Genomic DNA, 25,353 nt, shown 5'->3' with positions numbered 1-25,353 from the left:
TCGCCGGGTCAGCCGGTGTTCTGCAGGCCGGCCGCCACGCCGTTCACCGAGAGGAGCAGCAGCTCCTCCGTGTGGGCCCGCTCCTCCTCCGATGTCACCCCCGCGCGCAGGGCCGCCAGGGCCCGCAGCTGGAGGAGTGACAGGGCGTCCACGTAGGGGTTGCGGAGCGCGACGGCCCTGGAGAGCACGCGCCGGTTCTCCAGCAGCCGCTCGTGGCCCGTGACGGCGAGGACGAGGCGGTGCGTCCGGTCGTACTCGGCCAGGACCGTCTCCGACAGCTCGGGACGCTCGCCGAGCGCCAGGTACCGCTCCGCGATCGCGCGGTCGGACTTCGCCAGGCTCATCTCCGCGTTGTCGATGAGGGTGTTGAACAGCGGCCACGCCTCGTACGCCTCGCGGAGCGCGGCGAGGTCGCGCCCGTCGTCGGACACGGCGGCGAGGCCGCTGCCGAGGCCGTACCAGCCGGGCAGGTTCACGCGGGTCTGCGTCCACGCGAACACCCACGGGATGGCGCGCAGGTCCTCCAGCCCGCGGGCCGCCTTGCGGCGGGCGGGCCGGGACCCGATGCGCAGCTCGGAGATCTCCTCCAGGGGGCTGACCCGGGCGAACCACGCGGCGAACCCGTCGGTCTCGATGAGGCTCCGGAACGCGCCCTTCGCCGCCGCGTCGATCTCGTCGGCGAGCGGGCGGAAGCGGGCGGCGGCGTCGCGGAGGCGGCCCTGGACGGCGTCCGTGGACGCCAGCAGCACCGCGTTCGTGACCTGCTCGACGTGCCGCTTCGCGATCTCCCGGTGGCCGTAGCGGGCGAAGATGACCTCGCCCTGCTCGGTGACCTTGAACCGGCCGCCGACCGATCCAGGCGCCTGCGCGAGGATCGCCCGGTTCGCGGGGCCGCCGCCGCGTCCGAGGGAGCCGCCGCGCCCGTGGAACAGGGTCAGGACGACGCCGTTGCGCGCGGCCCAGTCGGTGAGCGCCTCCTGCGTGTCGTAGAGGCGGAGGATCGCGCTGGTCGGGCCGAGCTGCTTGGCGGAGTCGGAGTAGCCGAGCATGACCTCCAGGCGGCGCCCGGTGTCGTCCAGGCGCCTCTGGACGGCGGGGATCTTCAGCATCCCCTCCAGGACGGCCGGCGCGCCCTCCAGGTCCTCGCCGGTCTCGAACAGCGGGACCACGTCCAGGACGGGCCCGACGTCGCCGAGCGACGCGGCGAGCTCGTGCACGTTCGCGATGTCCTCGGCGGAGCGCGTGAACGACACGACGTAGCGGTGGCACGCCTGGACGCCGAACCGCCGCTGGATCCAGGCGACGACCCGCAGCGTCTCCAGGATCTCCCGGGTCATCTCGGACTGCTCGCCGCCCGCCCGCACCTCCGCGATCGCCTTCTCGTGCAGCTCGGAGTGCTGCCGGATCTCCAGCTCGGCCAGGTGGAAGCCGAACGTCTCGACCTGCCAGACCAGTTCCTGGACCCGCCCGTACGCCTGCCGGGTCGCGCCGCCCTCGACCAGGGAGTCCTGGACGGTCCGCAGGTCGGCGAGCAGCTCGTCCGGCGATCCGTACGCGAGGTCGGCGTCGCGCTCCCGGGTCGCGCGGATGCGGGACGCGACGTACAGCAGGAACTGCCGGTGCGGTTCGCCCGGCGACCGCTTCTCCATCTCCCCGAGCCGCCCCGGCTGCCCGGTGCGGGCGGCGGCCAGCGCGTTGCGGAGGGCCTCCGACGGAGGCGTGATCGTCTCGTGGACGGTCAGCTCCCGTCCGATCCGGCCGCACGCCGCCTCCAGCGCCCGCAGGACGTGGTCGGCCTGGATCATGACGGCGTCCCGGGTGACCTGCGCCGTCACGTACGGGTTGCCGTCCCGGTCGCCACCGATCCAGCTGCCGAACCGCAGGAACGGCCGCATCCGGGGCGGCGCCGTGCCCGTCCCGCCGCCGCCCAGCGCCCGGTCGACCGACCGGTAGACGTGCGGGACGACCCGGAAGATCGTCTCGTCGAAGGCGGCCATCGCGGTGCGGACCTCGTCCAGCGGGTCCATCTGAGTGTTGCGGCGCAGCGCCGTCCGCCACAGCAGGTCGATCTCCTCGCGGAGCCGCCGCTCGGTCTCCTCGCGCTCCGCCACGCCCTGCCCGGCGTTGAGCGCGGCGAGGAGGTCGCTGATCCGCTGGATCGCGGTGACGACCGCGCGGCGGCGCGCCTCCGTCGGGTGCGCCGTGAACACCGGCCGGAACTCCAGCCCGGCGATGACCTCGGCGAGCCGGTCGTCGCCGCCCTCCCGGATCGCCTCGACGGCCGCCGCCACCGACCCGCGGACCGCGCCGCCGGTGTCGCGCTCCCGCAGCGTGCGGATCCGGTGGTGCTCCTCCGCGAGGTTCGTCAGGTGGAAGTACACCGTGAACGCCCGCGCGACCTGCCCGGCCCGCTCCAGCGACCACGACTCGACGAGCGCGGCGGCGTCCTCGACCTCCGTCTCGCCCCGGCGGGCCGCGATCACCGCGTGGCGGAGCCGCTCCACGTCGTCCAGCAGATCTCGGCCGCCGTACTCGACGAGACCGTCGCCGAGCATCGCGCCCAGCAGACGGACGTCGCGGCGGAGCGGTTCGGGCAGGTCCTGCCGGAAGATGTCACGCGTCTTCGTAGCCACAGGCCAAGCCTAGACAAGGGCGGGGTTCGTCCCGATCAGCGAACCCCGGTCGAGACCACCGGGTCAGCGTGTGGTTACCCTGGCCCGCATGGCGATGGAAGCCCCTGAACCCGCGGTCGGGATCGACATCCACACGACGGCGGGAAAGATCGCGGACCTGGAACGGCGCCGGCACGAGGCGGTGCACGCCGGCTCGGCCCGTGCCGTGGAGAAGCAGCACGCCAAGGGCAAGATGACCGCCCGGGAGCGGATCGACGCGCTGCTCGACCCCGGCTCGTTCGTCGAGTTCGACGAGATGGCCCGGCACCGCTCCACCAACTTCGGCATGGAGAGGAACCGGCCGTACGGCGACGGCGTCGTCACCGGCCACGGCACCGTGGACGGACGGCCCGTCGCGGTGTTCAGCCAGGACTTCACCGTGTCCGGCGGGTCCCTCGGCGAGGTCTTCGGCGAGAAGATCTGCAAGGTCATGGACCACGCGCTGAAGACCGGCTGCCCCGTCATCGGGATCAACGACTCCGGCGGCGCGCGGATCCAGGAGGGCGTCGTCGCCCTCGGCCTGTACGCCGAGATCTTCAAGCGGAACGTGCACGCGTCCGGGGTGATCCCACAGATCTCCCTGGTGATGGGGCCGTGCGCGGGCGGCGCCGTGTACTCCCCGGCGATCACCGACTTCATCGTCATGGTCGACCAGACCTCCCACATGTTCATCACCGGCCCGGACGTGATCAAGACGGTCACCGGTGAAGAGGTCACGATGGAGGAGCTGGGCGGCGCCCACTCGCACAACTCCAAGTCCGGCGTGGCCCACTACCGGGGCTCGGACGAGGACGACGCCATCGAGTACGTCAAGGCGCTCCTGTCCTACCTGCCGTCGAACAACCTGGCGGACGCCCCCGCGTACGACTCCCCCGCCGACCCGTCCGAACTGGACGAGGAGCTCGACACCCTCATCCCGGACTCGCCGAACCAGCCGTACGACATGCACACCGCCATCGAGCACGTGCTGGACGACGGCGAGTTCCTGGAGGTCCAGGAGCTGTTCGCGCCGAACATCATCGTCGGCTTCGGCCGCGTCGAGGGCCACTCCGTCGGCATCGTCGCGAACCAGCCGATGCAGTTCGCCGGGACGCTGGACATCGACGCGTCCGAGAAGGCCGCCCGGTTCGTCCGCACCTGCGACGCGTTCAACATCCCGGTCCTCACCTTCGTGGACGTCCCGGGCTTCCTGCCCGGCACCGACCAGGAGTGGAACGGCATCATCCGGCGCGGGGCGAAGCTCCTGTACGCCTACGCGGAGGCCACCGTCCCCCTCGTCACCGTCATCACGCGCAAGGCGTACGGCGGCGCGTACGACGTCATGGGGTCGAAGCACCTGGGCGCGGACATCAACCTCGCCTGGCCCACCGCGCAGATCGCCGTCATGGGCGCGCAGGGCGCGGTGAACATCCTGTACCGCCGCGAGCTGGCATCGGCCGACGATCCGGACACCCGACGCGCCGAACTGATCACCGAGTACGAGGACACCCTCGCGAACCCGTACGTCGCGGCCGAGCGCGGCTACGTGGACGCGGTGATCAAGCCGTCCGAGACGCGCGGGCAGGTCGTCCGGGCGCTGCGGTCGCTGCGCGAGAAGCGCAAGTCCCTGCCGCCGAAGAAGCACGGCAACATCCCGCTGTGACCCGCTTCCCGGGGTCCGCCCGCGGACCTCGGGACGCCTTCCCGCCGGGCGCCACCGGCGCCCGACCGCCGAGCGCCACCGGCGCCGAGGAGACCGCGTGACCGAGAAACCCTTCCTTCAGATCGTGCGCGGCGACGCGACCCCGGAGGAGATCGCGGCGCTGGTGGCCGTCCTCGCGGCCCGCCCGCGGGCGTCCGCCCCGGCCGAGCCGGCGCCCCCGTCCCGCTGGGCGGACCGTGCCAATTTGACCCGCTTGGGCGGCGGCGGGCACGGGCCGGGCGCCTGGCGCGCCAGAGCATTCCCGCACTAAAACTGTCATACCGGACGCCATAGGGCGCCTTCCCGGTGATCTCACCGTGGTTCGCGCCCGATGGGCCTCTCCACACGAATAAGGTGGAAGGCCATGGCCACCACGGAGTTCGTCCCTCAGCCCGCGCGGTACGCGATTTTCGTTGACGCGGGGTACCTCTACGCGGCCTCCGGTGCCCTGCTGCTCGGCTGCGGCTCCCGCCGCGAGTACCGCGTCGCGGCCGAGAAGCTGATCAAGGCGCTGACCGACCACGCCGACGGGCAGCGCCGCGGCGAACTGCTCCGCGTCTACTGGTTCGACGCCGCCCCCCGGCGCCAGCCCACCGTCGACCAGCGCGTGATCGCGAACCTCCCCCTGGTCAAGCTGCGCCTCGGCAACCTCAACGCGCAGGGCCAGCAGAAGGGCGTGGACGCCCAGCTCCGAGCCGACCTCGAGGCCCTGGCCCGGCACCGCGCGATCACCGACGCGGTCCTGCTGGCCGGCGACGAGGACATGCTGCCCGCGGTCGAGGCCGCCCAGCGCTACGGTGTCCGCGTCCACCTCTGGGGCGTCGAGCCGACCCACGGGTCGAACCAGGCCGAATGGCTCGTCTGGGAGTCCGACACCGTCGAGGTGCTCCCCGCCGAGTTCCTGCGCCCCTACTTCACGCGCGCGAAGGTCCTCCCCGTTCCCTCCCCCGGCCAGGCCACGGCCCCCGCGCAGCGCCAGACCCCCGTCCCCTCCCCCTCGCAGGTCTTCGCCGGGCGCCCCCCGGCGGTGAAGCCGACCCCGGCGACCGTCCGCATCGCGACCCCCGCCACCGTCGCCGCCGCCGTGAGCGCCCCGTCCGACGTCAAGCTCGGCCCCGACCGCGACCACATGCTGGAGATCGGCGAGCACGTCGCCCAGAAATGGATCTTTGAACGGGGCCGCGACAACATCCGCGACCTCCTTCCCGGCCCCATCCTTCCGCCCGTCATCGACAAGGAACTCCTGATCGAGGCGGAGAAGGACCTGGGCAGCTCCCTCCGCCCCTTTCAAGAAGCCCGCACCTGGCTCCGCGACGGCTTCTGGGAACGCGTCTACCGCGAATTCGGCATAGGCATCGGCCAATCCGACTGATCCCCGGTCCTCCGGTCACCGGTCGTCGGTGATGTGGGCGCTGAGGGCGTGCAGTCCCTCGACGACCTCGGCGCCGGACGGGGCGTGTTCGGGGTCGGTCAGCCACTGCACGATCAGCCCCGTGATCAGCGCGAGGTGCACCGAGCCGACGGTGCGGGCGGCGTGGTCGGACACCTCGTCCTCCGGCGTGCCGGTCACCATGGCGGCGAGGCCGCGGCGCCCCGCGCGCTGACCGGCCGCGATCTGCTCGCGTAGCTCCGGGACGCGCTGGGACTGCACGAACGCCTCGAAACTGGCGGTCGCCGTGGCGCCGTGAGCCTCCACGGAGGCGATGATCCCGTCCCAGAGGGCGGTGCCGCCCTCGGCCAGGGCGCCGCCGAAGGCCGCCCCCCACTCCTCCAGGGCGCGCATCAGCGCGATGTTCAGCAGCTTCTCCGTCGAGCCGTAGTGGTAGCCCACCGCGGCCATGCTCACGCCCGCCGCCGCCGCGATGTCGCGCAGGGTCGTCCGGGCGTAGCCCTTCTCGTACAGGCAGCGCAGCGCGCCGTTCAGAAGATCTTCGCGGTTACCCATGGTCGGCACTCTAGCGCATTGGTTGGGCATATGACTTAGGCGAACGCCTTGCGCGTTTGCCCAAATCTGCGTACCGTCCTCCCTAGCCGAGCGAGAGGGAAGACGATGGAGACCGAAGCGCTGAAGCTGGACGATGTCCGCAAGACCTACGGGAGCGGACCGACGGCCGTCACCGCCCTGGACGGCGTGACGCTGTCGCTGGCGGCCGGCACGTTCACCGCGGTGATGGGGCAGTCCGGCTCCGGCAAGAGCACCCTCCTCCAGGTCTCCGCCGGCCTCGACCGGCCCACGTCCGGACGCGTCACCGTGGACGGCGTTGAACTGGCGGGACGGAGCGAGACCGAACTCACCAGGCTGCGGCGGGAGAAGGTCGGTTTCGTCTTCCAGCAGTTCAACCTGCTGCCGACGCTGACCGCCCTCCAGAACGTCCTGCTCCCCTTCCGGCTCCTCGGCAGGAGGCCCGACAACGCCGCCGCCGCGTCCGTCCTCGAACGGGTGGGGCTGGGCGACCGGCTGCACCACCGTCCGGCCGAGCTGTCGGGCGGCCAGCAGCAGCGCGTGGCCATCGCCCGCGCCCTGGTCACCAAGCCCGGCGTGCTGTTCGCGGACGAGCCGACCGGCGCCCTCGACACCCGCGGCGCCCGCGACGTCCTGCGCCTGCTGAGCGAGGTGGTCACCGAGTACAGGCAGACGGTCGTGATGGTGACGCACGACCCGATCGCCGCGTCCTACGCGGACTCGGTGCTGTTCCTCGCCGACGGCCGCATCGTCGGACGGCTGCCCGACCCCACGGCCGACGCGGTCGCGGAACGCATGGCCCACCTGGGTCGAGTCTCGGAAGAGGTGTGACACATGTTCGCTCTGGCCCTGCGCTCTCTGCGCCACCGCGCCGGCGGGTCCATCGCGAGCCTTCTCGCGATGTTCTCCGGCGCCCTGATCCTGATGACCTTCGGTGCCCTGCTCGACACCGCCGGCGCTCCGGGCGTCGCCGCGTCCGATGAGAAGACCCTGACCACTCTGGCGGGTGTGGTCGGCGGCTGGAGCCTGATCCTGGTGACGTTCGCGGTCACCTCGACGCTGACCCTGGCCGTCCGGCAGCGCGCCGCCGAGACGGCCCTGCTGAAGAACATCGGCGCCACTCCGGCGCAGCTCGCCCGGATGATCGTCGCCGAGGCGCTGGTGCTGGGGGTCACGGCGGCCGCGCTGGCCATCGTCCCCGCCGTGTTCGCCGGACGCGCCCTGCTGCACCGGCTGACCGGCGGCGGCCAGGTCTCCCCGGACGTCGCCTACCGCTTCGGCGGGTTCGCGATCCACCTCGGCTTCGGCGTCACCGTCGCCGCCGCCGTCGCCGCCGCCGTGATCGCCGCCCGCCGCACAGCCCGGATGGGCGCGACCGAATCCCTGCTGGACGCCTCCACCGGCGGTACCGGAATGAGCAGGAAGCGCCGCGTCGCGGCCGGGGTGTTCCTGTTCCTCGGCGCCGACCTGGCCGTCATCACCGCCACCGTGATGCGCGGCAAGGAGGACTTCGAGCCGATGGCCACCGCCGGGCCCGCGTCCATCTGGTTCTCGATCGGCCTGGCCCTGCTGGCGCCCGTCCTGCTGCGGACCGTGACCACCCGGATCGCCGGCCCGCTCGACCGGCGCGGCGCGGGCGGCCATCTCGCGGGCCTCAACCTCGGCCGCCGCACCGGCCCGCTGTCGACCGCGGTCATGCCGATCATCCTGTTCACCGGCATCGCCACCGGCACTCTTTACATGCAGGCCACCGACAACGCCGTGAACGCCGCCCGAGGCATCGTCGCCACCGCGGACTACCGCAGCGCGGAGACCACCAACATGATCGTGATCGCGATGATCCTGCTGTTCGCGGCCATCATGGTGGTCAACACCCTGGTCGCCACGACCCTGCACCGGCGCGGCGAGTTCGGCCGCCAGCGCCTCATCGGGGCCACCCCCGGCCAGGTGCTCGGCATGGTGGCGGGCGAGGCCCTGATCCTCGCCGCGACCGGCGTCCTGTTCGGCACGCTGGCGTCCCTGGTCACGATCGTCCCGTTCAGCATCGCCCGGTCCGGCTCCCCGATCCCGGACGGGGGCGTCCTGCCCTACCTGGCCGTGGTGGCGATCGCGACCGTCCTGGCCCTCGCCTCCACCCTGATCACCGCCCGCCGCACCCTCGCCGCCCCGCCCGTCACCGCGGTGGCGGCCGGGTGACGGCCCATCGGGACACCGCGTTCCCGACCGCAAGGCCGGGACGCGGTGTCACCATTTCACCTGACAACGACCGGCGCGTGGGTCTATAACGTCATAGATCTATGAATGCCATGCCATTTACACAGGGGCGGCCGTGACCACTCGCCACGAGGGAAACGTCTCGTACGAGCAGCTCATCGCCGGCGACCTCGCCAAGACGATCACCGCGGTGCCACAGTCGCTGGACAACCAGTGGCTCGACAACGAACTCCTGACCTCGGCACTCAAGGCCGGCAAGGTCACCAAGAGGATCGACAAGGAGCAGCGGCGGCGCGCACGGCGGGAGTACCTGCGCGCGTTGCTGAACGCAGAGAAGATCATCGTCAACCGGGCCTACCTTTACAACAGCAGGACCGTGTACCAGGACTTTCTCGGCGACGGGCTCGACCGGGAGGCGTTCCGTTCCCTGCTGAGCGATGGGACGATCATCCCGTGGCTGATGGACGAGACATCGCCCCTGCCCGTGACCACGCCGGCCTTCCAGGTGACGGAGGGATTCGAAGGCTGGCGGACGGTCGCCGAGAACACGCCGATGTCGTGCCTGCGCCTGGCATGGGACGACGAGACGTACCGGGATCTGGCCGCCCACATGAGCCAAGGGTACGGCCACTTCCTCACGCGTCTCGGCCAGTTCCGCCCCGCCGCGCTCCAGCGCGACCTCGGCCTGGGCCCGGACGAGGCGGAGGCCATGGGCAAGTACCTCAAGGAGGTCGCGGCCTGGGCGTTCGAGCGGACCAACAGTGACGTCACGGTGACGCGGCAGATGCTCTACGAGCGGTTCATCGTGGGCGAGGGCGGCGATGTGGCGGCGCGCGAGTACGACCGGAACCTGCCGCACGTCACGCCGCTCAAGCAGCTTTTCGACCTGAAGTACGCGACCAACCTCGCCGACGCGGTCGGCGTGTACGCCCTCACGCCCGGCGACTCGCCGCGCCGCACCGCCCTGCAGGAGGGGCTGGCCGACCGCCGGCGCATCGACAAGAAGGCGCTGGCGGCGACGGACGCCGACCAGATGATCCGGATGCTGCGGAATCTGACCTTCGAGAACGTCCAGGGGCTGCTCGAGCGGGTGCCGAGCCTGGACCGGCTGACGCTCTCGGACATCTCCCGGGTACGCGCCGAGCCCGAATGGCGGACCTACAAGGACACGTTCGCCGACCTGCTCGACTCCTCGTCTCTCGAAGCCCTCACGGACAGCGACAGAGGGGCGGCCTCGGTCCTCGGCGCCTACCTGACCATGCTGGTGAAGGCCGAGGAGATCCACACCGCGAACTGGCTCGACGGCGTCGGTGAACGGTTCGAAGCGCTGGCCGAGCTCGCCATCGACATCGGCGAGGTGACGGTCAACCTGGCGTTCGCGAACGATCTCCCGGTCGGCTTCGAGGTCGTCGGCGACGTCGCGAGCCTGGGGCTCGGCCAGTCCGTGCGCGTCACCGTCCGGCTGGGGCTGGGGCGGCGAATGAAGGGCAGGGCCAAGCACCGCATCGAGAGCACCGCCCAGATCCTCGATCTGCGCCTGGACGACCCCACCCGGGAGGCGAAGAAGATCATCGACTATCTGGCCGGGGCGTACGCGCCGCTGCCGCCCGCGAAGAACGGGCAGGACCAGTCGGGCGAGGCCGAGTGACCGCACCCGGCGACGACCCCGACGCGTACGCGGAGCTGCGTCGGCGGCGGCCGGATCTGTTCGCCAACCCGCCCGGCGCGGCCGTGCGCATCCTGCCGTCCTCGCCGGCCGAAGGCGGACCCTACGGCGTCTGCTACCGGGACCCGTACATCACAGTGCTCCGCGATCCGGTGGCCTTCCGCGGCGGCGCCACCGGCGGTTACGTGCGCATCGTGCCGAGCTCCGGCAGCGCGGGGGCCGCCATCCTCCCGGTCTGCGGTGACAAGGTGGTGCTCGTCCGGCATTTCCGCCATTCCACTCGGCGGTGGCACTGGGAGATCCCGCGCGGCTTCGCCGAGCCCGGAGAGAGCACGGAGCGGACCGCCCGGCGCGAACTCCGCGAAGAGATCGGCGCCGAGGCCATCGAGCTGAAGCCGCTGGGGGACGTGCACGCCGACACCGGGCTGACCGCCGGCCGTGCCGGACTCTTCTGGGCGCGCATCGATCCCCCCACGAAGACGTCCGACGATGAAGGCATCGACACCGTGGCCCTGTTCTCCGCCCGCGAGCTGGACGAGCTGCTGTCGGGCGGAGAACTGACCGACTCCTTCACGATGGCCGCGGTCCTCGCCACCCGGGTACGCGGACTGGCCCCGTTCACCGCCGGGGCGTGAGGCGGACCACCGCGTACTCGCGGTCGGTCTTGCGCTGGTACTTCTCGTAGCGCGGGTGGGCCGCGGTGATGCGCTTCCATGCCGCTTCGCGCTCGGTGCCGTCCAGGACGTGCGGCGTCACCGGGAGCGGTTCGCGGCCGGGCAGTTCGATCGACGCGCGGTCGGGGCGTCCGACCAGGTTAAGGTGCCAGTCCGGGTGACCGTTCTTCCCGCCGGACGCGATGACCAGCCAGGCGTCCTCGCCGTCGGCGAACCACGACACCGGCGTCTCCCGGGGCTGTCCGCTGCGGCGGCCCGCCGTGTGCAGGAGCAGGACGTCCATGCCCATGAACGAGCCGCGCCCCCGCCGGATCTTGCGTGCCATGCGGGCGTTCATCCGGTGCTGCATCCAGCGCGAGAAGGCCCCGTGTCCCTGCTTCGACTGCTCCTTGGTCTCCATACCGATCACGTTAGAGACGGGACCCTCCCGAGCGCTTCTCGGATCCTGACCGATGCTCCGAACATGCCGTCCAGCGTGATGAACGTGGTGATGTGAGCTTCATCGGCCCTCCCTCGGTGTGTGCCGGCCAGGTTGACCGGCCGACGGGCCGGAACTCATCGCGGCGCCGGCGCTTCACGGGGACGCTTCGTGCGCTCGTAATGGCGGGCCGCCTTGGCCCTGTTCCCGCAGACGGCCATCGAGCACCAGCGCCGCGTGCCGTTCTTCGTCGCGTCGTGGAAGTGCAGGACGCAGTCGGGGTGGGCGCAGGCCTTGATCCGGGCCGGGTCGTCGGAGAGGAGGCGCAGGTAGTCGGCGGCGGCCTGCCAGGCGGGCAGCCAGGCCGGGTCGTCGGCCTGCGGATATCGCGCGGGGACGCCGCGCTCGAGGCGGTAGCGCAGGGAGCCGTGGGCGAGGACGCCGTTGAGGGCGTCGGCCGCCTCCGCGGACGGGTCGTCCACGAGCGTCAACAGGATCTCGCGGGTCTCGCGCAGGGCATCGAGCGCCGCCCGGTCGCCCTTCTCGTGAAGCCCCGCAGATCGCAGCCACACCGCCAGGCCGCCGGTGGTGTCGAGGAGGTCATGGCGGACGCCGTCCTGGATCCAGCGCGTGTTGAGCAGGTCGAGCGACAGCGGTTCCCCGACGAGGGGGCGTGGGTCCGTCATCTCGTCCATGACTCCAGTCTATCCGGCTATCCCGCTTTTGCCGGTTGACGCTCGCCTCTCTAACTGTCTATTATTCATTAGACGGTTAGAGCTACTTCGGACGTGCGTCCGGGTCTGCGAGGGATGTCATGGAAACTGTCGCCATCAAGGCACTGAAGACGGGGCATGTCGGGCTGAACGTCACCGACCTGGGCCGGTCGGTGCCCTTCTACACGCGGGTCTTCGGCTTCGACATCCAGGCGGAAGGCGCCGAGGACGGGCGCCGGTGGGCGTTCCTCGGCCGGGACGGACGCCTCGTCCTCACCCTGTGGCAGCAGAGCGACGGTCCGTTCCCGGCGCGCTCGGCCGGTCTGCACCACCTGTCCTTCCAGGTCGAGTCGATCGAGGAGGTGGAGGCCGCCGAAAACCTGCTGCGGGAGCTGGGGGCATCGTTCGCCTACGACGGTGTCGTCCCGCACGGCGAGGGGGCGTCGTCCGGCGGGATCTTCTTCACCGACCCCGACGGGATCCGCCTCGAGATCTACGCGCCGGCCGGCGCCGACACCGCCCCCGCCCCGTCCGGCACCGCCCCGACCTGCGGCTTCTTCTAGAAAGGAGGCCGCCGTGGCGGTCTACCACGCGGGTGAGCGGGCCGCCCAGCGGCGCGCCGGCCTGCTCGACCAGGGCGCGTTCTCCGGCCGCGCCGTCCGCGCGGAGATCCCCGAGGTGGCGCGGCGGTTCCTGGCCCAGCAGCCGATGGCGGTGCTCGGCGCCGCCGACGGCGACGGGCGGATGTGGGCGACCCTGCTCACCGGACGGCCCGGCTTCCTCCGCGCCGAGGACGCCGAAACCGTCGTGATCGACGCGCGGGCGGTGCCGGGCGACCCGCTGGCCCCTCGGTTCGCCACGGGCGGCAGGGTCGGCCTGCTGGCCATCGAGCCGGCCCGGCACCGCCGGATGCGGATGAACGGACGGGCCGTCCCCGCCGGGGGCGGCCTGCGGGTCGCGCTCGACCAGGTGTACGCCAACTGCCCCAAGTACATCCAGAAGCGGGAGCCGCGGTGGGAGCCGGGCCCGCCCGGCGAGGCCACACGGTCAAGGACGCTGACGGACGGGCAGCGAACGCTGGTCGGCGGTGCCGACACGTTCTTCATCGCCACCGCCGACCGGGACGGGAACGCCGACGCCTCCCACCGCGGCGGCGCCCCCGGCTTCGTCGAGGTCGCGTCGCCGGGCCTGCTGCGCTGGCCCGACTACGTCGGCAACGCCATGTTCAACACGCTCGGGAACCTGGAGGTCGAGCCCCGGGCCGGGCTCCTGTTCCCCGACTGGCGGACGGGGGCCGTCCTGCAGCTCACCGGCACCGCCCGCACGATCTGGGACGGGGCGGACGCCGTGCCCGGGGCCGAGCGGATGGTCGAGTTCCGCGTCTCCGAGGTCGTCGAGATCCCGGGGGCGAGCCCGCTGCGCTGGACGGACCCTGTCCCGTCCCGGTTCAACCCGCCCCTTGGGTGACGAACCGGAATGGTCCATCCGTCAGGCGGCCACGGTCGAGTTCCAGGTGCCGTCCGGTGAACGACGCCCGCATGCGGCGGTCGTGGGTGACAATGACCAGCGCGCCGGGATAGTCCGTCAGGGCTTCCTCCAGTTCGTCCACGAGCAGGGGTGAGAGGTGGTTGGTGGGTTCGTCCAGGAGGATCAGGTCCGAGCGTCCGGTGACCAGGCGCGCCAGTTCCAGCCTGCGACGCTGCCCGGCCGACAGCGAGCGGACGGGCTTGGGCAGGTCGGACGGCCGGAACAGGCCCAGCGCGAGCAGCTCGTCGGCGTGCTCCTCCAGGTCGCCCGGACGCCCCTCCGCGAATGCCCGCAGGAGCGTCCCGTCCACGGCCTCCGCTTCTTCCTGGCGCAGGTAGCCGACCCTCGGGTGGCGCTGAACGCTGCCCGAGGCGGGAGTCAGCTCCCCCGCCAGGACCTGCATCAACGTCGTCTTTCCCGCGCCGTTCGGGCCGGTGACCAGCACGCGCTGGCCCCGTTCGATGCGCAGCGAGTCGACGTGCAGCCGGTCCGGGACGTCGACGCCCGCCAGTTCGGCGACCGGACCGGACGCGCCGTACGCGGCGGGCGGGGTGGTCGCGAACCGCAGCGGGTCCGGCGGCGGCGCCACCGGGTCGTCGGTCAGCTCCCGGACCCGCTGCCGCGCGCTCCGGATCCGGCTCATCGCACCGTGCGCCCGGGACCGGGCCCGGAAGGCGCCGGCGCCGCTGAAGGCGCTCGGGGCCTTGCGCGGAATCGCCGAGAGCCGGTCGATGTTCGTGTCGGCCAGTGCCTCCTGCCTGCGTTTCTCCTCCCGCCAGGTCTCGTACTCGTGCAGGCGGCGGCGCCGGTCCGCCGCCTTGGCGGCCAGGTAGCCGCTGTAGCCGTTGCCGTACCGGCGGACGCCCCGCTCGTCCACCTCGAGGATCGTCGACGTCACGCGGTCGAGGAACGCGCGGTCGTGCGTCACGGCGACCACGGTTCCGCGGTGGCGGCGCAGATGCTCCTCCAGCCAGGCGACGGCGTCGTCGTCGAGATCGTTGGTGGGCTCGTCCAGCAGGAGCAGTTCGGGGGACGCGGCGAGCGTCGCGGCCAGCATCAGCCGTGACCGCTCGCCCCCGGACAGCGTGCCGAGCGGCCGGGCGCGGTCCAGGCCGGGGACGCCGAGGGCACGGGCCGCGATCTCGACGCGGGTCTCGGCCGCGTAGCCGTCCCGCGCCTCGAACGCCGCGACGAGCTCGGCGTACTCGGCGAGTCCGGCTGTGTCCAGCCCGGCCTCGGCAGCGCGCATCCGGGCCTCCAGGTCCCGGAGGTCGGCGAGGGCGAGGTCGATCGCGTCCTGGACGGTCGCGGAGGGCGGCAGGTCGATCGTCTGGGCCAGGTAGCCGACGCCGCCGGGTGCCGTGATGCGCACGGCCCCGTTGTCGGGGTGTTCCCGTCCCGCGATGAGCCGCAGCAGGGTCGTCTTCCCGGCCCCGTTCTCACCGATCACGCCGACCCGTTCACCGGGCTTGATCGTGAGCGAGACGCGGTCGAGGACGACATGGTCGTCGTAGCGCTTGGTGACGTCGGACAGGACGAATTGGGCGGTGCGCATGGGGCGACCTCCGGATATGAGCCGGGTCAGGGAAGGCGGAACCGCGCACCGGAGACAGAGGTGTCCAGAAGAGGACCGGTCTGGGCGGGAGCGCGGCGACGCGCGGCGGAGCTACGGCTCTACGCCTCGGGCGCGTCGGTCACGACGATCACAGAGTTCCCACGTGCACAGATATACCCAGGAGGTCATTCGCCGTCAACCCCATATTGCGGACACGTTTCGCGATTGTCCGGACACAAGGAGTGGCGGGCCGGTAAGGTCCCCGACCGGGATGGGGGGATCGGACGATGGCATCTCACCGCAAACCGATCATGATTCCGCTGGTGCTGGGGCTGGCCCTGACCGGCTGCGCGTCGCCCGTGCCGTTCCACCGGCCCGGCGAGGGGCCGCCCGACGCGCCCGTGGTGGCGCTCGGGGGCGCGGCGCCGTACGTGCGTCCGCGTCCGGTGGCGACACCCCGCGCGCCGCGGCCGGCGCCGCAGCGGCTGTACGTCGCGAACGCGCGCGGGATCGACATGATCGATCCCGTGGCCGGACGCGCCGTCGGACGGCTGCCGGGCGGCGCGTCCGGCATCGTGCCCGCGTGGGACCCGGGGGGCCTGTGGGCGGTGCGGCACGGCGCTCTCGTTCCGCTCCGGCCGCCCGGCGCGCCGGTCCGGGTGGAGGGCGTCGCGGGCCTCTACTTCACCCCGGACGGACGCCACGCACTCGTCCTCGCGGGCCGCCGCGTCGAATTCCGCGACCCGCGCACGATGGCGCCCCGCGCGGCGGTCCCGCTTCCGTGCGCGCCGGGGCACGCCGCCTTCTCCGCGGACGGGACGTCCCTCATCGCCACCTGCACGCAGGCGGCGCGTCTGGTGCGGGTCGACCTCGCCCGCCGGAAGGCGACCGGCGCGGCCCGCCTGCCCGGCCGCGCCCGGCCGGGCGACCTGCGCCTCGCCCCCGACGGCGCCACCCTGTACGTGGCCGACCCGGGGGCCGGCGGGGTCCGGGTCCTGGACGCGCACCGGCTCACGCAGCGCGGTCTCGTCCGAGCCCCGGCGGCGCGGAGCCTCGCGGTCGCCCCGGACGCGCGCCACCTGTTCGTGTCCGGCGGCTCCACGGTCACGGCGATCGATCTCCGCACCCGCCGCCCGTCGGCCCGGTGGCGGCTCGACCCGCCGCCCCGGGCGGGCGTGACACCGGCCGGTGACCGCCGCACCGCCGCCGCTCCGGGCGGCCGCACTCGCTCCCCGGCTCCCGGCCGCGTTCCCTCGGGGCCCCGCGACCCGGCCTCGGCGCCCGGACCCGGCAGCGGTGCGCCGGGCGGCGCGGCGCCGGGCGGCCGGGAGAGCGATGCTCCGGTGCTGGGCGGTTTCTCGCCGGACGGGCGGCTGCTGTGGCTCGCCGACCCGCGCGGCCTCGTCTACGCGATCTCGACGCGCACCGGCCGCGTCCAGCGCAGGATCTGGGTCGGCGGACGCCCCGCGGGCGTCTGCGTCCACCCCCAAGCCGGTCGCCGCTCCCTGGGCGGCACCGGCCAGTACCGCTGAGAGCCCGCGCGGCTCTGTGCCCGGCGCGGCGCCGGGCGGCCTTCCGGTCGCCGGACCGGGCGGGAGCGCTAGCGGGTCGTCGCGTGGGTCCAGTCGGGAAGCAGTTCTTCCACCAGGGCTTCCGTCTCCGGCTGCAACTGGTCGAGGTACGGGTCGCGGCCCACGCGGTTGCGCAGTTCGTCCACCGCCACCCGCACCTGGGCCGTGTCGCCGGTGGCGTGGGTCGCGCGGAGCAGGTCCCGCCAGAGGCCCTCGTCCTCCGGGGCCAGGCGCAGGCCGGCACGGGCCGCGCCGACCGCGCCGCGCGGGTCGCCCTCGTCCAGGCGCAGGACGACCAGGCAGTGTGCGACGTCGATGACGCGGGCCGTCGACTCGTACTCCAGGGTGTGGGACGCGAGCCATCCGTAGCGGCCGCGAGGGCGGTCGGCGAGGAGCGGGCCGCGGACGAGGTCCAGCGCGTACGACATGTACGCCATCTCGGACGCGGGTTCCGCCGCCGACCGCCACACCAGCCAGCGGAACACGGCGAGGTCGACGCGGACCTCGGAGCCGAGCCGGATGCGGCCCCGGTCGTCGTAGTACAGGTTGGGGCGGCCCCGGGTGTCGCGGCCGAGCCAGTCGGAGACGCGCGCGACGGTCGCGTCGCGGACGCCCGCGGTGACGCCGCGCGGCCAGATCGCGCCGCCGAGCACCGTCGGGTGGACGCCCTCCGGGTGGGCGGCGAGGTAGACGAGGACCTCGGTGCAGAGGGCGCGACGGCTCTCGTCGATCGGGCCGGGCGCGTCCACCTCGATCGGGCCGAGGATCCGGATGTCGGCGGACGACCGCTGCGCCGTCGGCGGCTCCACGGGCGAGGACGGGTCGGGCAGCGGCACCGACTCCAGGCGGGAGGCGGTGCGGAACAGCTCGAACACGCCCCGGTACCGCTCGTCCGGGACGAGCTGCGCGTCGACCTCGAAACCGAGGACCCCGGCGGTCAGCCGGCCGTCGGCGGTGACGTCCCAGGTCCAGGTGGCGCCCTGCACGTCACCGGGGACGATGTATCCGGCCGCCATCCGGGTTCCGGTGCGGGCGAGCGCGACCAGGCGGTCGGCCTCCTCGTCGGTCGGGCGGTCGGCCATGATCAGGTAGTGCGGCATCCACGCCTCGCCGAACACGCCCCTGCACCGCCCGGTGAGGACCGAGTCGACACCGGACGCGGCGAGCGCCTGCCGCACCTCCGCGCCGCGCGCCTCCAGCTCGGGCAGCGCGTCCGCGAGCGCAGGCACCGACCGGACGCGGTCGGGCGCGATCTCCGCGAGGCCCTCGCCGAGTTCGGCGCCGAACCCGACGAGCGTGATCCGCATGTGGTCGGACCAGCGGTTCGTCGCGAGTTCGAGGGCGAGCGCGGCGAGCGCGGCGCGGCGGGTCTCCTCGGGGCCGCGGAGCGCGATCAGCCCGTGCGCCGCCTCCAGGTCGACGAGGATGCGGCCGTTGTCGTTCGTCCCGATCGACACCAGGCCGGGGTAGGGCGCGAGGACGTCGCCGAGGTCGGACGACTCCAGCCGGGCGAGCACGTCGGCGCGCAGCCGCCAGACCTGGCCGTCGTCGAACGCCTGCCAGGGCGCGGGCGGGTTCTGGTCGGCGGGCGCGATCCACAGGTCGAGGCTGCCGCGCCCGAGGTGCACCCCGTAGACGGTGGGCAGGGCGCGCCCGCCCGCGGCGAGGGACTTCGACAGGTGCCGGAGCCCGCGGTCGAGGAGCTGCGCGGCGTCCTCGTCGGCGCCGAACCGCAGCTCCGCCTCGGTGGCCGCGGCGGCCCCCTCCGGCCGGACGATCATGTGCCCGAACGCGCGGTGCCACATCTGGGCCCGGCGGCGGCGGCCGAGGGCGCTGAGCAGCCCGGCGGCGAGCAGCGACGCGGCCGCGAGCCCGTGCGACCAGTCGAGGTCGATCCGCTCGTCGAGGGCGGCCTCGTTGCCGGTCATGCCGTGGCCGGGGAGGGTGTGGCCCGGACGCGGCGTCTCGGCGGGCGGTTTCGGCTGTGCCTGCGCGTTCTCCGAAGGCGCGGGCGTGCTCGGCGCCTCGGTGGACGGCCGCGGTTCCGGGCTCTGCGCGGGCGCGGTCGGTTCCTCCGCGGACGGCCGCGGCGCCGGGCTCTGCGCGGGTGCGGGCTTCTCCGGTTCCGGTTTCGCGGGTGCGGGCTTCTCCGGTTCCGGCTTCCGCGGCTTCGGGTCGGGCGCCGGATCCGGGTCGGGGGCGGCGTGGCCGTAGCGGAAGTAGTCGTCGAGGTCCGCCGACGGGACGATCTTCGCGTGCTTGGCGTCCGCCGGCATCTCCAGGATCCAGCCCGGCCGGATCAGGCTCGCGATGTGCAGCTTCGACCCGTCCGGCTGCACGCGGCCCTTGTTGAGCGAGTAGATCTCCTTGTAGCGGCGGCCCTCGCCGAGGCACTTCTCGGCGATCTCCCAGAGGCTCTCGTGATGCCGCCCGTCCGGTGGCCGCACCTTGTAGATCTTGGTGGTGGCGGCCTTCTCGGTGGGGTTCGCCGTGAGCTCGGTGGCGATCCGGTCGGCGGCGGCGTGCAGGTCCGGCGCGTCCGGGATCCGCTGGTACTCCTGGGTCTGCGGCCGCGGCGGCCCGTAGGGCTGCGCGGCGGCGGGCCGCTGCTGGCTGAGCCCGCCCGACAGCGCGGGCACGATCACGGACGTGGCGGTGAACAGCAGCAGCGCCGCCACGACGAGCCGGTGGACGAGCGACTGCGTGCCCCCGGCGAGCGGCACCCGCGCCGGGACGCCGACGCCGCGGATCCCCGCGTACACCTCGACGACCACGCACGCGGCGAGCTGCAGCCAGGCCAGCCAGACGAGCGTGACGAGGATCGTCATCAGCGCGCCCGGCCCGATCCGCCGGGTCAGGTCGGACGCGGCGGGCAGCGCGTCCGGGACCGGTGAGCCGAAGAACGTGAGCAGCGCGTACGGGACGCCGATGAGCAGGGCCGCGAGCGCCGCGAGCGCCCCCACCCCGGCGAGGACGTCGCCGGGGCTCCGCCCGCTTCCGAGGCGTCCGCCCCGCACCTTGACCGGTGTGCGCCGTCCCTGCCGCGTCACCATCGCTCCCCCAGAGGTTGCGAAGCCCGATTCATCGTAGACGCGAATCTTCTGGCGGTCATGGGGTGTCTGCTCCGGTCACGGGGTGGGCGGTGGCGGACGAGGTCATCGTGAACTCCCCGAAGCCGGGGATGATGCCGAGCAGTTGCGGCCGCACCGTGATCTCGACGGTGACCGCGACCTCCTCCTCGGTGGCGTCGCAGTTCGCGCCGGTCACGTCCGCGTCGTAGGCGCTGAGGAGGTCGCAGGCGGCGGCGCGGGCACGGCCGGGGTCGATGACCGGCTTCCCGGTCTCCCGCAGCGCGGCGGTGTCGATCTCGTTGGCTCCGGCGCGCGCGGCCTGCTCCGCCATGTCGGCGGCGCGCTGCCGGGCGTGGATCGCGAGGCCGCCGTCCACGAGGAGCCCCGCGAGGAGAAGGACGGCGGGGGTGAACAGCACGACGTACAGGGAGACGGAGCCCCGGTCCCTCATTCCAGACCTCCTCCGTCGCCGCCCCGGAAGGTGAACGTGTCGATGGGCGCGAGCGCGTGGCCGCGGAGCCGCTTGGTGCCGGGCAGGCCGATGAACGACAGGTCGCCGAGGTCGACGTCGCAGGTGATGGTGACGCCGACGCGTCCGCCGGGCCCCCAGTCGGTGACGTCCGTGACGACGGTCGGTCCGCCCGCGCACCAGCTCGTCCCGCGCAGGTTCGCGGCGGCGGCCTCGTCGGCGAGGATCTGCGCGGACGACGGGCCGCGGGCGATGGACGCGGCGCGCACCGCGTCCCGGGCGGCGCCGTCCATCTGGCTCTGCGCGTCGACCATGCGCCCGGCGCCGGCGAGGAGCAGCAGGAACGCGACGAAGATCGGCGTGACGAGCACCATCTCCAGCGACATCGACCCCCGGTCGCGCACATCTGCCGCGTCGCCCCGCGTCATGGCGCGCCCTCCTCGCACGCGGTCCCCGGACCGACGTCCGGGCGGAAGCACTCGATCGGTCCCTGCGACCGCTGCCGGACGGTGAACGTCATGAACGGGATGACCCGCACGGCCTGGCCGCTGACCTCGACCCACCGCTCGTCGTCGGCCTCGCCCGCCGCCACGTCCAGGCCCGAGATGAGGTTCGGGCCGATCTTCCGGACGTCGCCGGTGGCCTTCGTGACGGCGGCGTCCTGCCAGCCCCCGCCCGGCGGCTGGGTGCGCGCGACCCGGGCACCGGACTGCGCGGCGGCGAGCGCCACATGGCGGGCGTGGAACACCATCGCGAACTGGACGACGACGAGCATCACGAGGATGAGGACCGGTGTGAGCAGCGCCCACTCCATCGACGACGCCCCCCTGTCTCCTGGGCTGTCTCCTCGGGGGCGCCGGAACCGTTCGCGCGGCATCGGAGCGGTCAGCCCGTGTTGATGCTGTTGGCCTTGTCCTGGATCTTCTTCTGGATCACGGCGCCGATCGTGATGGCGATCAGCGCGAGGATCGCGGTGATGATCGCCCATTCGATGGCGGACGCGCCGCGGCTGCGCTCCTCCTCCGACCGCAGCAGGTCGAGCCGGACGCCGAGCATCGCGCGCAGGTACACGACGGACGGATGGTCGAGGGGGTTCATCGGATACCTCCAGGGGGACGGGGTCACGAGGCCAGCACCCGCATCAGGGCCGGGTACGCCAGGAAGATCAGGAATCCGGCGCAGAGGAACAGCTGCGCGACCAGCATCGACTGGGACCGCTCGCCCGCCTTGCCCTCCAGGTCGGACAGTTCGCGGCTGCGCATGGACGCGGCGCGCGCCCCGAGCGACGCGCGGATCTGGGCGCCGTCGTCGGCGACGAGGGCGAGCGCGCCCGCGAGGTCGCGCAGTTCGGCGATGTCGAGCTCGTCGCCGAGCCGGCCGAGCGCCTGCCAGGGGGTCTGGCCGGTGATGCGGGCGTTGGCGAGGGCGTCCCGGATGCGGTGCATCGCCCAGCCCTCGCCGACGTTCGCGGCGGTCATCAGCGCCTCGGGGACGCCGCGTCCGCCCGCGAGGTTCATCGAGACGAGGTCGAGGAACGCGCCGACGACGTGCCGGAAGTCCTGCCGGCGGGCCTGCGCCTCCTGCTTCAGCTGCATGTCGGGGAAGAAGAAGAACAGCACCGCGAACAGCACGCACAGCCACGCCGGGATCTGCACAGACGAGCCCAGGCCGAGCACCGCGAAGTACGCGACGATCAACGGGATGAACAGCAGCGCGGCGGCCGGGAGCAGGAACTTCGTAGCGAGGAACGCCTCCAGCGACCGCTCCGTCAGGGCGAGGTCGGCGCGCACCGACCGCAGCCGCCAGCCGCGCGCCTCGCAGAGCCGGACGAGTTCCCCGCCGACGCGGGCGCGCATCCCGCCGACGCGCTCGAGGGTCGGGGAGATCCGCCCGGCGGCCTGCGTCTCGGCGAGGTCGCGGCGGCGCGCGGCGTCCAGCGCGGCCATCCGGGCGGCGAGGCCGGGACGGGCCGGGAACAGCGCGCGGGCGAGGACGTACAGCCCGAGCCCGACCACGGCGCCGGCGGCCATCGCGCCCGTCATGACGGACCGCCGCCCTGCCAGCCCGCGACCGTGCTCGGCACCTCGCCCGGAACGCCGGGCCGGGCCTTGCGGGGCTCGCTGAGGAACCGTCCGGGCAGCTCGTACTTCGACAGGCGCCGCAGCCACAGGAACGCCGCCCCGTACAGGGCGACGACGACGCACAGGACGAGCTGGCCGAGGAAGTCGTCGTACGGCTCGACGTAGGAGTGGTTGAACACGGCGAGGGCGAGGGCCGTCCCGACCGACACCCCGACGACGATGCGGACGCTGCGGCGGGTCGAGCGCCGGTCGGCCTCGACGCGGCGCCGCATGTCGAGCTCGGCGCGGGCGGAGTCGGCGAGCGCGCCGAGCATGTCGCGCAGGCCGGGGCCGCGCAGCTTCGCGTTCAGGATCAGCGCCGCGATCACCAGGTCGGCGGACGGGTCGTCCAGGTCGTCGGCGAACCGTCGCAGCGCCTCGGGCATCGGGACGCGGGTGTGCAGCCGGTCGACGAGCGCGCGCAGCGGCTGGCGGAGGGCGGGCGCGGCCGCCCGCTGCGACGCGGGGATCGCCTGCTCCAGGCCGACGGCGCCCGCGATCGTGTCGCGGAGCGATTCGGTCCAGCCGGCGAGGGCCTCCAGGCGCGCCATGCCGGTGCGCTCCTCGGCGGCGCCGCCCGCGAGGCCCTCCCAGGCGAGGACGAGGACGGCCGTCCCGGCGGCGGCGATCGGCCAGCGGGTCACGACCAGCACCGCGACGCCGACGATGACCGCGACGGCCGTGCGGGTGGTGAGGGTCTTGACGATGTCCTCGCGGCTGCGCCCGCGCGCCGGGCGGCTGCGCACCGGCATCCCGCGCAGGGCCGCCGCGAGCAGCAGCACCCCGCCGCCCACCACGGCGCCCGCGATGACGGCGAGCAGCACGTCCGGCGGGAACATCACCAGCCTCCGGCGGACGGATCGTAGCCGTGGTCGGCGAGGTCGGCGGCGCACGCGATCGGCGCGTGCGGCACCGCGACGCCCTCGGGGCCGAGCGCGAACACCTCCGACGACAGGACGCGCCCGTCCACTCCGGTGACCTCCCGGACGGACGCGACGAACCGCCGCAGCCGCCCGCCGCGCGCGTAGTCGTTGCGCTTCTCGATGAACACCACGAAATCGATGGCGCCCGCGATGAGCATGTGGGTCGCCTCGACGGGCAGCCGCTCCTCCGACTGGATCGCGTACGTCGCGATGCGGTTGAACACCTCCACCGAGGAGTTCGCGTGGATCGTGGACAGCGACCCGTCGTTGCCCTGCGACATCGCGTTCAGCATCGTGACGATCTCGTCGCCGAGGACCTCGCCGACGATGACGCGGGAGGGGTTCATGCGCAGCGACCGCCGCACCAGCTCCGCCATCGAGATCGCGCCCTGCCCCTCCGAGTTCGGGAGGCGCTGCTCGAACGCGACGCAGTTCGGATGCAGCTCGGGGAACGCGTCCAGGCCCAGCTCGAGGGCGCGCTCGACGGTGATGAGCCGCTCGACGGGCGCGATCTCGTTGGCGACGGCGCGCAGCAGCGTGGTCTTCCCCGCGTTCGTCGCCCCCGCGATCATGATGTTCTTGCGGGCGTGGACGGCGGCCCGGAAGAACCGCCCGAGTTCCTGGCTGATCGTCCCGTTCCCGACGAGGTCGGCGAGGAACACCTTGCCGAGCCGCGCCCGGCGGATCGACAGCGCGGGCCGGACCGTCACGTCCATCACGGCGGACAGCCGCGAACCGTCCGGGAGCCGCAGGTCGAGCTGCGGGTTCGCGGTGTCGAACGGCCGCGACGACAGCCCGCTGTAGGCGGCGAGGATCTGGATCAGCTCGACGAGCTCCTCGTCGCTCTCGGCGACCGGCTCGCCCATCACCTCGCGGCCGTCGGCGTAGCCGATGAACACGCGGTCGCAGCCGTTGATGTCGATGTTCTCGATCTCGGGGTCCTCCAGCAGCGGCTGGAGCCGCCCCACCCCGAACAGCGCGGCGTGGACGCCCGCGGCGAGGGCCTCCTCCTCCTCCGCGTTCGGCGGGCGCCGCCCGGAGGTGATCTCGCCGCGCGCGAACTCCTCCAGGACCTGGCCGATGAGCGCGCGGGCGAACTGCCGCTCGTCCTCGCCCGACATCGGCGGCAGGCCGTGCGCGGCGTCCAGCCGGCGCTGCTGCGCCAGCCGGTCGCCGACCTCCTGCCGGAGCCGCTTGACGAGCCCGTGATCCACCTACCGGTCCCCCTTCTCGTACGCCGGGACGGGGTCGCCGGGCGGGACGGGCCGGTCGTGGGGCACCGCGGGTGCCGGGCGGGTCGCGGCGAGGCGGCCGATCAGGTCGGCGGCGACCTCGCGGGCGGAGCGGATCAGCAGCGACCGGTCGAGGCGGCCGCCCCAGCCGCCCGACAGCAGCTCGGCGCCCTTCGGGTCGAGGGCGAGGCCGCCGAGGACGGTCACCGGCGGCTGCGGACCGGCGCCGCGGTCGTCCGGCACCGGGTCCCGGCCGCGCCGGCCCGCGCCCGCGACGATCCGGTCGACCTCGGCGATCGAGCCGCGGAAGTCGCGCGGGTCGGCGAGGACGAGCACCCCGATCGGCGGGCCGCCGCGCAGCTCCGCGGTGAGCGCCGCGACCCGTTCCCGCAGGTGCGCGACCTGCTCCAGGGTCGCCCGCGTGAGCAGGACGACGAGGTCGGCCTCGCGCAGCAGGTCGAGCAGCGGGGTGCCGGCGCCGAGCCGCCCGCAGTCGACGATCACGTCGACGGGGGCGAGGCCGGCGAACGCGCGGCCGAGCGGGCTCCACAGCCACGTCATCGCCTGCGCCTGCTCCGCGTTCGTGATCCCCACGAGGACGTCGAGGCCGCCGACGAGGCGCTGGCAGTGCTCCGCGATCTGCTCGGGGCGCAGGCCGCGGCGGGCCGTCGCGGCGAGGCTGAGCAGGCCGCGGGACGGGTTCAGCAGCCCGCCGTCCCCCGCGCCCTCCGGCGCGGCGGCGGGGAGGCGGTACACGAGGTCGCCGCCCGCCTGGTCGCATTCGGCGACGATGACGGGGCGCGGCCAGACGGCGCCGAGGGCGACGGCGGCGGTGGTGACGCCCGGCGCCCCCTTGTCGGCCGCGAGCGCGATGAGTGCCACGG

At 73.4% G+C, this 25,353-nt stretch carries 24 protein-coding genes; 10 read left to right on the top strand and 14 right to left on the bottom strand.

Annotated elements, in window-relative coordinates:
• Nucleotides 1-8: 8 nt before the first annotated feature.
• On the bottom strand, nt 9-2,633 hold the full coding sequence (locus IE99_RS0123420) for a phosphoenolpyruvate carboxylase (RefSeq protein WP_030174851.1): 2,625 nt from the start codon (nt 2,631-2,633) through the stop codon (nt 9-11).
• Between the two features lie 88 nt (nt 2,634-2,721).
• Here IE99_RS0123420 and IE99_RS0123415 point away from each other — a divergent pair, with 88 nt between their 5' ends.
• The 3 genes from IE99_RS0123415 to IE99_RS0123405 all read left to right on the top strand — a co-directional run bounded on the left by IE99_RS0123415 (nt 2,722) and on the right by IE99_RS0123405 (nt 5,725).
• Nucleotides 2,722-4,314: an acyl-CoA carboxylase subunit beta gene (locus IE99_RS0123415; protein ID WP_157610459.1), complete on the top strand. Its 1,593-nt coding sequence runs from the start codon at nt 2,722-2,724 to the stop codon at nt 4,312-4,314.
• A gap of 97 nt (nt 4,315-4,411) precedes the next feature.
• Nucleotides 4,412-4,624, top strand: coding sequence for an acyl-CoA carboxylase epsilon subunit (locus tag IE99_RS0123410; protein ID WP_030174847.1), 213 nt, complete (start codon nt 4,412-4,414; stop codon nt 4,622-4,624).
• 93 nt (nt 4,625-4,717) lie between these two features.
• The gene (locus IE99_RS0123405; protein WP_030174845.1) at nt 4,718-5,725 is read left to right on the top strand and encodes an NYN domain-containing protein; all 1,008 of its coding nucleotides are present in this window, start codon (nt 4,718-4,720) and stop codon (nt 5,723-5,725) included.
• Nucleotides 5,726-5,740: 15 nt separating this feature from the next.
• Here the strand turns inward: IE99_RS0123405 and IE99_RS0123400 are convergent, their stop codons facing one another.
• A complete protein-coding gene (locus IE99_RS0123400) occupies nt 5,741-6,298 on the bottom strand; it encodes a TetR family transcriptional regulator (protein WP_030174843.1) in 558 nt (185 codons plus the stop codon).
• Between the two features lie 105 nt (nt 6,299-6,403).
• Between IE99_RS0123400 and IE99_RS0123395 the strand changes: the two genes are divergently transcribed.
• The 4 genes from IE99_RS0123395 (at nt 6,404) to IE99_RS29675 (ending at nt 10,831) form a co-directional block, all read left to right on the top strand.
• Nucleotides 6,404-7,147 carry an ABC transporter ATP-binding protein gene (locus IE99_RS0123395; protein ID WP_030174841.1) on the top strand — a complete coding sequence of 248 codons (744 nt, stop codon included), beginning with the start codon at nt 6,404-6,406 and terminating at the stop codon, nt 7,145-7,147.
• A 3-nt stretch (nt 7,148-7,150) separates the two neighbouring features.
• Complete coding sequence (locus IE99_RS0123390) at nt 7,151-8,512, top strand: FtsX-like permease family protein (protein WP_030174838.1); 1,362 nt, start codon at nt 7,151-7,153, stop codon at nt 8,510-8,512.
• Nucleotides 8,513-8,645: 133 nt separating this feature from the next.
• The gene (locus IE99_RS0123385) at nt 8,646-10,178 is read left to right on the top strand and encodes a hypothetical protein (RefSeq protein WP_030174836.1); all 1,533 of its coding nucleotides are present in this window, start codon (nt 8,646-8,648) and stop codon (nt 10,176-10,178) included.
• Nucleotides 10,175-10,831, top strand: a complete 657-nt coding sequence (locus tag IE99_RS29675; protein ID WP_051713091.1) for an NUDIX hydrolase — start codon at nt 10,175-10,177, stop codon at nt 10,829-10,831. The genes IE99_RS0123385 and IE99_RS29675 overlap by 4 nt, the downstream gene beginning before the upstream one ends.
• Here IE99_RS29675 and IE99_RS0123375 read toward each other — a convergent pair.
• Together IE99_RS0123375 and IE99_RS0123370 are read right to left on the bottom strand one after the other, a co-directional pair.
• Nucleotides 10,815-11,270: a nitroreductase/quinone reductase family protein gene (locus IE99_RS0123375; protein ID WP_030174829.1), complete on the bottom strand. Its 456-nt coding sequence runs from the start codon at nt 11,268-11,270 to the stop codon at nt 10,815-10,817. The two genes, IE99_RS29675 and IE99_RS0123375, sit on opposite strands and share 17 nt — an antisense overlap.
• Before the next feature lie 155 nt (nt 11,271-11,425).
• Nucleotides 11,426-11,983, bottom strand: coding sequence for a CGNR zinc finger domain-containing protein (locus tag IE99_RS0123370; protein WP_030174826.1), 558 nt, complete (start codon nt 11,981-11,983; stop codon nt 11,426-11,428).
• Nucleotides 11,984-12,102: 119 nt separating this feature from the next.
• Here IE99_RS0123370 and IE99_RS0123365 point away from each other — a divergent pair, with 119 nt between their 5' ends.
• Nucleotides 12,103-12,564 carry a VOC family protein gene (locus tag IE99_RS0123365; protein ID WP_030174823.1) on the top strand — a complete coding sequence of 154 codons (462 nt, stop codon included), beginning with the start codon at nt 12,103-12,105 and terminating at the stop codon, nt 12,562-12,564.
• A 13-nt stretch (nt 12,565-12,577) separates the two neighbouring features.
• Nucleotides 12,578-13,468: a pyridoxamine 5'-phosphate oxidase family protein gene (locus IE99_RS0123360; RefSeq protein WP_030174820.1), complete on the top strand. Its 891-nt coding sequence runs from the start codon at nt 12,578-12,580 to the stop codon at nt 13,466-13,468.
• Here IE99_RS0123360 and IE99_RS0123355 read toward each other — a convergent pair.
• Nucleotides 13,449-15,083, bottom strand: a complete 1,635-nt coding sequence (locus IE99_RS0123355) for a TlrC/CarA/OleB/SrmB family ABC-F type ribosomal protection protein (protein ID WP_037559955.1) — start codon at nt 15,081-15,083, stop codon at nt 13,449-13,451. The genes IE99_RS0123360 and IE99_RS0123355 overlap by 20 nt on opposite strands.
• 287 nt (nt 15,084-15,370) lie before the next feature.
• Between IE99_RS0123355 and IE99_RS29670 the strand changes: the two genes are divergently transcribed.
• On the top strand, nt 15,371-16,615 hold the full coding sequence (locus tag IE99_RS29670) for a YncE family protein (RefSeq protein WP_169744472.1): 1,245 nt from the start codon (nt 15,371-15,373) through the stop codon (nt 16,613-16,615).
• Between the two features lie 68 nt (nt 16,616-16,683).
• On the opposite strand, the gene IE99_RS0123345 is transcribed toward IE99_RS29670, so the two are convergent.
• The 9 genes from IE99_RS0123345 to IE99_RS0123305 form a co-directional block, all read right to left on the bottom strand.
• Entirely contained in the window at nt 16,684-19,707 is a 3,024-nt protein-coding gene (locus IE99_RS0123345) for a BTAD domain-containing putative transcriptional regulator (RefSeq protein WP_030174811.1), read from the bottom strand.
• A gap of 55 nt (nt 19,708-19,762) precedes the next feature.
• On the bottom strand, nt 19,763-20,176 hold the full coding sequence (locus IE99_RS0123340; protein ID WP_037559953.1) for a pilus assembly protein TadG-related protein: 414 nt from the start codon (nt 20,174-20,176) through the stop codon (nt 19,763-19,765).
• Nucleotides 20,173-20,622, bottom strand: a complete 450-nt coding sequence (locus IE99_RS0123335) for a TadE/TadG family type IV pilus assembly protein (RefSeq protein ID WP_030174806.1) — start codon at nt 20,620-20,622, stop codon at nt 20,173-20,175. Before IE99_RS0123335 ends, IE99_RS0123340 begins: the two co-directional genes overlap by 4 nt.
• The gene (locus IE99_RS0123330) at nt 20,619-21,008 is read right to left on the bottom strand and encodes a TadE/TadG family type IV pilus assembly protein (RefSeq protein ID WP_245623317.1); all 390 of its coding nucleotides are present in this window, start codon (nt 21,006-21,008) and stop codon (nt 20,619-20,621) included. The genes IE99_RS0123335 and IE99_RS0123330 overlap by 4 nt, the downstream gene beginning before the upstream one ends.
• A 71-nt stretch (nt 21,009-21,079) precedes the next feature.
• Nucleotides 21,080-21,292, bottom strand: a complete 213-nt coding sequence (locus tag IE99_RS0123325) for a Flp family type IVb pilin (RefSeq protein ID WP_030174800.1) — start codon at nt 21,290-21,292, stop codon at nt 21,080-21,082.
• A gap of 23 nt (nt 21,293-21,315) precedes the next feature.
• Entirely contained in the window at nt 21,316-22,236 is a 921-nt protein-coding gene (locus tag IE99_RS0123320; protein ID WP_030174797.1) for a type II secretion system F family protein, read from the bottom strand.
• On the bottom strand, nt 22,233-23,153 hold the full coding sequence (locus tag IE99_RS0123315; RefSeq protein ID WP_051713089.1) for a type II secretion system F family protein: 921 nt from the start codon (nt 23,151-23,153) through the stop codon (nt 22,233-22,235). The genes IE99_RS0123320 and IE99_RS0123315 overlap by 4 nt, the downstream gene beginning before the upstream one ends.
• A complete protein-coding gene (locus tag IE99_RS0123310) occupies nt 23,153-24,451 on the bottom strand; it encodes a TadA family conjugal transfer-associated ATPase (RefSeq protein WP_030174791.1) in 1,299 nt (432 codons plus the stop codon). Before IE99_RS0123310 ends, IE99_RS0123315 begins: the two co-directional genes overlap by 1 nt.
• Nucleotides 24,452-25,351: a hypothetical protein gene (locus IE99_RS0123305; RefSeq protein WP_051713087.1), complete on the bottom strand. Its 900-nt coding sequence runs from the start codon at nt 25,349-25,351 to the stop codon at nt 24,452-24,454.
• Nucleotides 25,352-25,353 lie beyond the last annotated feature (2 nt).

This window comes from Spirillospora albida, assembly GCF_000718255.1.
GTDB classification, from domain to species: domain Bacteria; phylum Actinomycetota; class Actinomycetes; order Streptosporangiales; family Streptosporangiaceae; genus Spirillospora; species Spirillospora albida.
Note: the sequence above shows the minus strand (reverse complement) of the source record. Positions and strands in the feature narration are given on the sequence as shown.

Bases quoted from the DNA above. Each gene is read 5' to 3' on its own strand.
- IE99_RS0123315 (WP_051713089.1), bottom strand. From the start codon at position 23,153: ATGTTCCCGCCGGACGTGCTGCTCGCCGTCATCGCGGGCGCCGTGGTG.
- IE99_RS0123355 (WP_037559955.1), bottom strand. From the start codon at position 15,083: ATGCGCACCGCCCAATTCGTCCTGTCCGACGTCACCAAGCGCTACGAC.
- IE99_RS0123405 (WP_030174845.1), top strand. From the start codon at position 4,718: ATGGCCACCACGGAGTTCGTCCCTCAGCCCGCGCGGTACGCGATTTTC.
- IE99_RS0123390 (WP_030174838.1), top strand. From the start codon at position 7,151: ATGTTCGCTCTGGCCCTGCGCTCTCTGCGCCACCGCGCCGGCGGGTCC.
- IE99_RS29670 (WP_169744472.1), top strand. From the start codon at position 15,371: ATGGCATCTCACCGCAAACCGATCATGATTCCGCTGGTGCTGGGGCTG.
- IE99_RS0123365 (WP_030174823.1), top strand. From the start codon at position 12,103: ATGGAAACTGTCGCCATCAAGGCACTGAAGACGGGGCATGTCGGGCTG.
- IE99_RS0123340 (WP_037559953.1), bottom strand. From the start codon at position 20,176: ATGAGGGACCGGGGCTCCGTCTCCCTGTACGTCGTGCTGTTCACCCCC.
- IE99_RS0123325 (WP_030174800.1), bottom strand. From the start codon at position 21,292: ATGAACCCCCTCGACCATCCGTCCGTCGTGTACCTGCGCGCGATGCTC.
- IE99_RS0123345 (WP_030174811.1), bottom strand. From the start codon at position 19,707: ATGGTGACGCGGCAGGGACGGCGCACACCGGTCAAGGTGCGGGGCGGA.
- IE99_RS0123395 (WP_030174841.1), top strand. From the start codon at position 6,404: ATGGAGACCGAAGCGCTGAAGCTGGACGATGTCCGCAAGACCTACGGG.
- IE99_RS0123375 (WP_030174829.1), bottom strand. From the start codon at position 11,270: ATGGAGACCAAGGAGCAGTCGAAGCAGGGACACGGGGCCTTCTCGCGC.
- IE99_RS0123320 (WP_030174797.1), bottom strand. From the start codon at position 22,236: ATGACGGGCGCGATGGCCGCCGGCGCCGTGGTCGGGCTCGGGCTGTAC.
- IE99_RS0123400 (WP_030174843.1), bottom strand. From the start codon at position 6,298: ATGGGTAACCGCGAAGATCTTCTGAACGGCGCGCTGCGCTGCCTGTAC.
- IE99_RS0123330 (WP_245623317.1), bottom strand. From the start codon at position 21,008: ATGGAGTGGGCGCTGCTCACACCGGTCCTCATCCTCGTGATGCTCGTC.
- IE99_RS0123415 (WP_157610459.1), top strand. From the start codon at position 2,722: ATGGCGATGGAAGCCCCTGAACCCGCGGTCGGGATCGACATCCACACG.
- IE99_RS0123370 (WP_030174826.1), bottom strand. From the start codon at position 11,983: ATGGACGAGATGACGGACCCACGCCCCCTCGTCGGGGAACCGCTGTCG.
- IE99_RS0123335 (WP_030174806.1), bottom strand. From the start codon at position 20,622: ATGACGCGGGGCGACGCGGCAGATGTGCGCGACCGGGGGTCGATGTCG.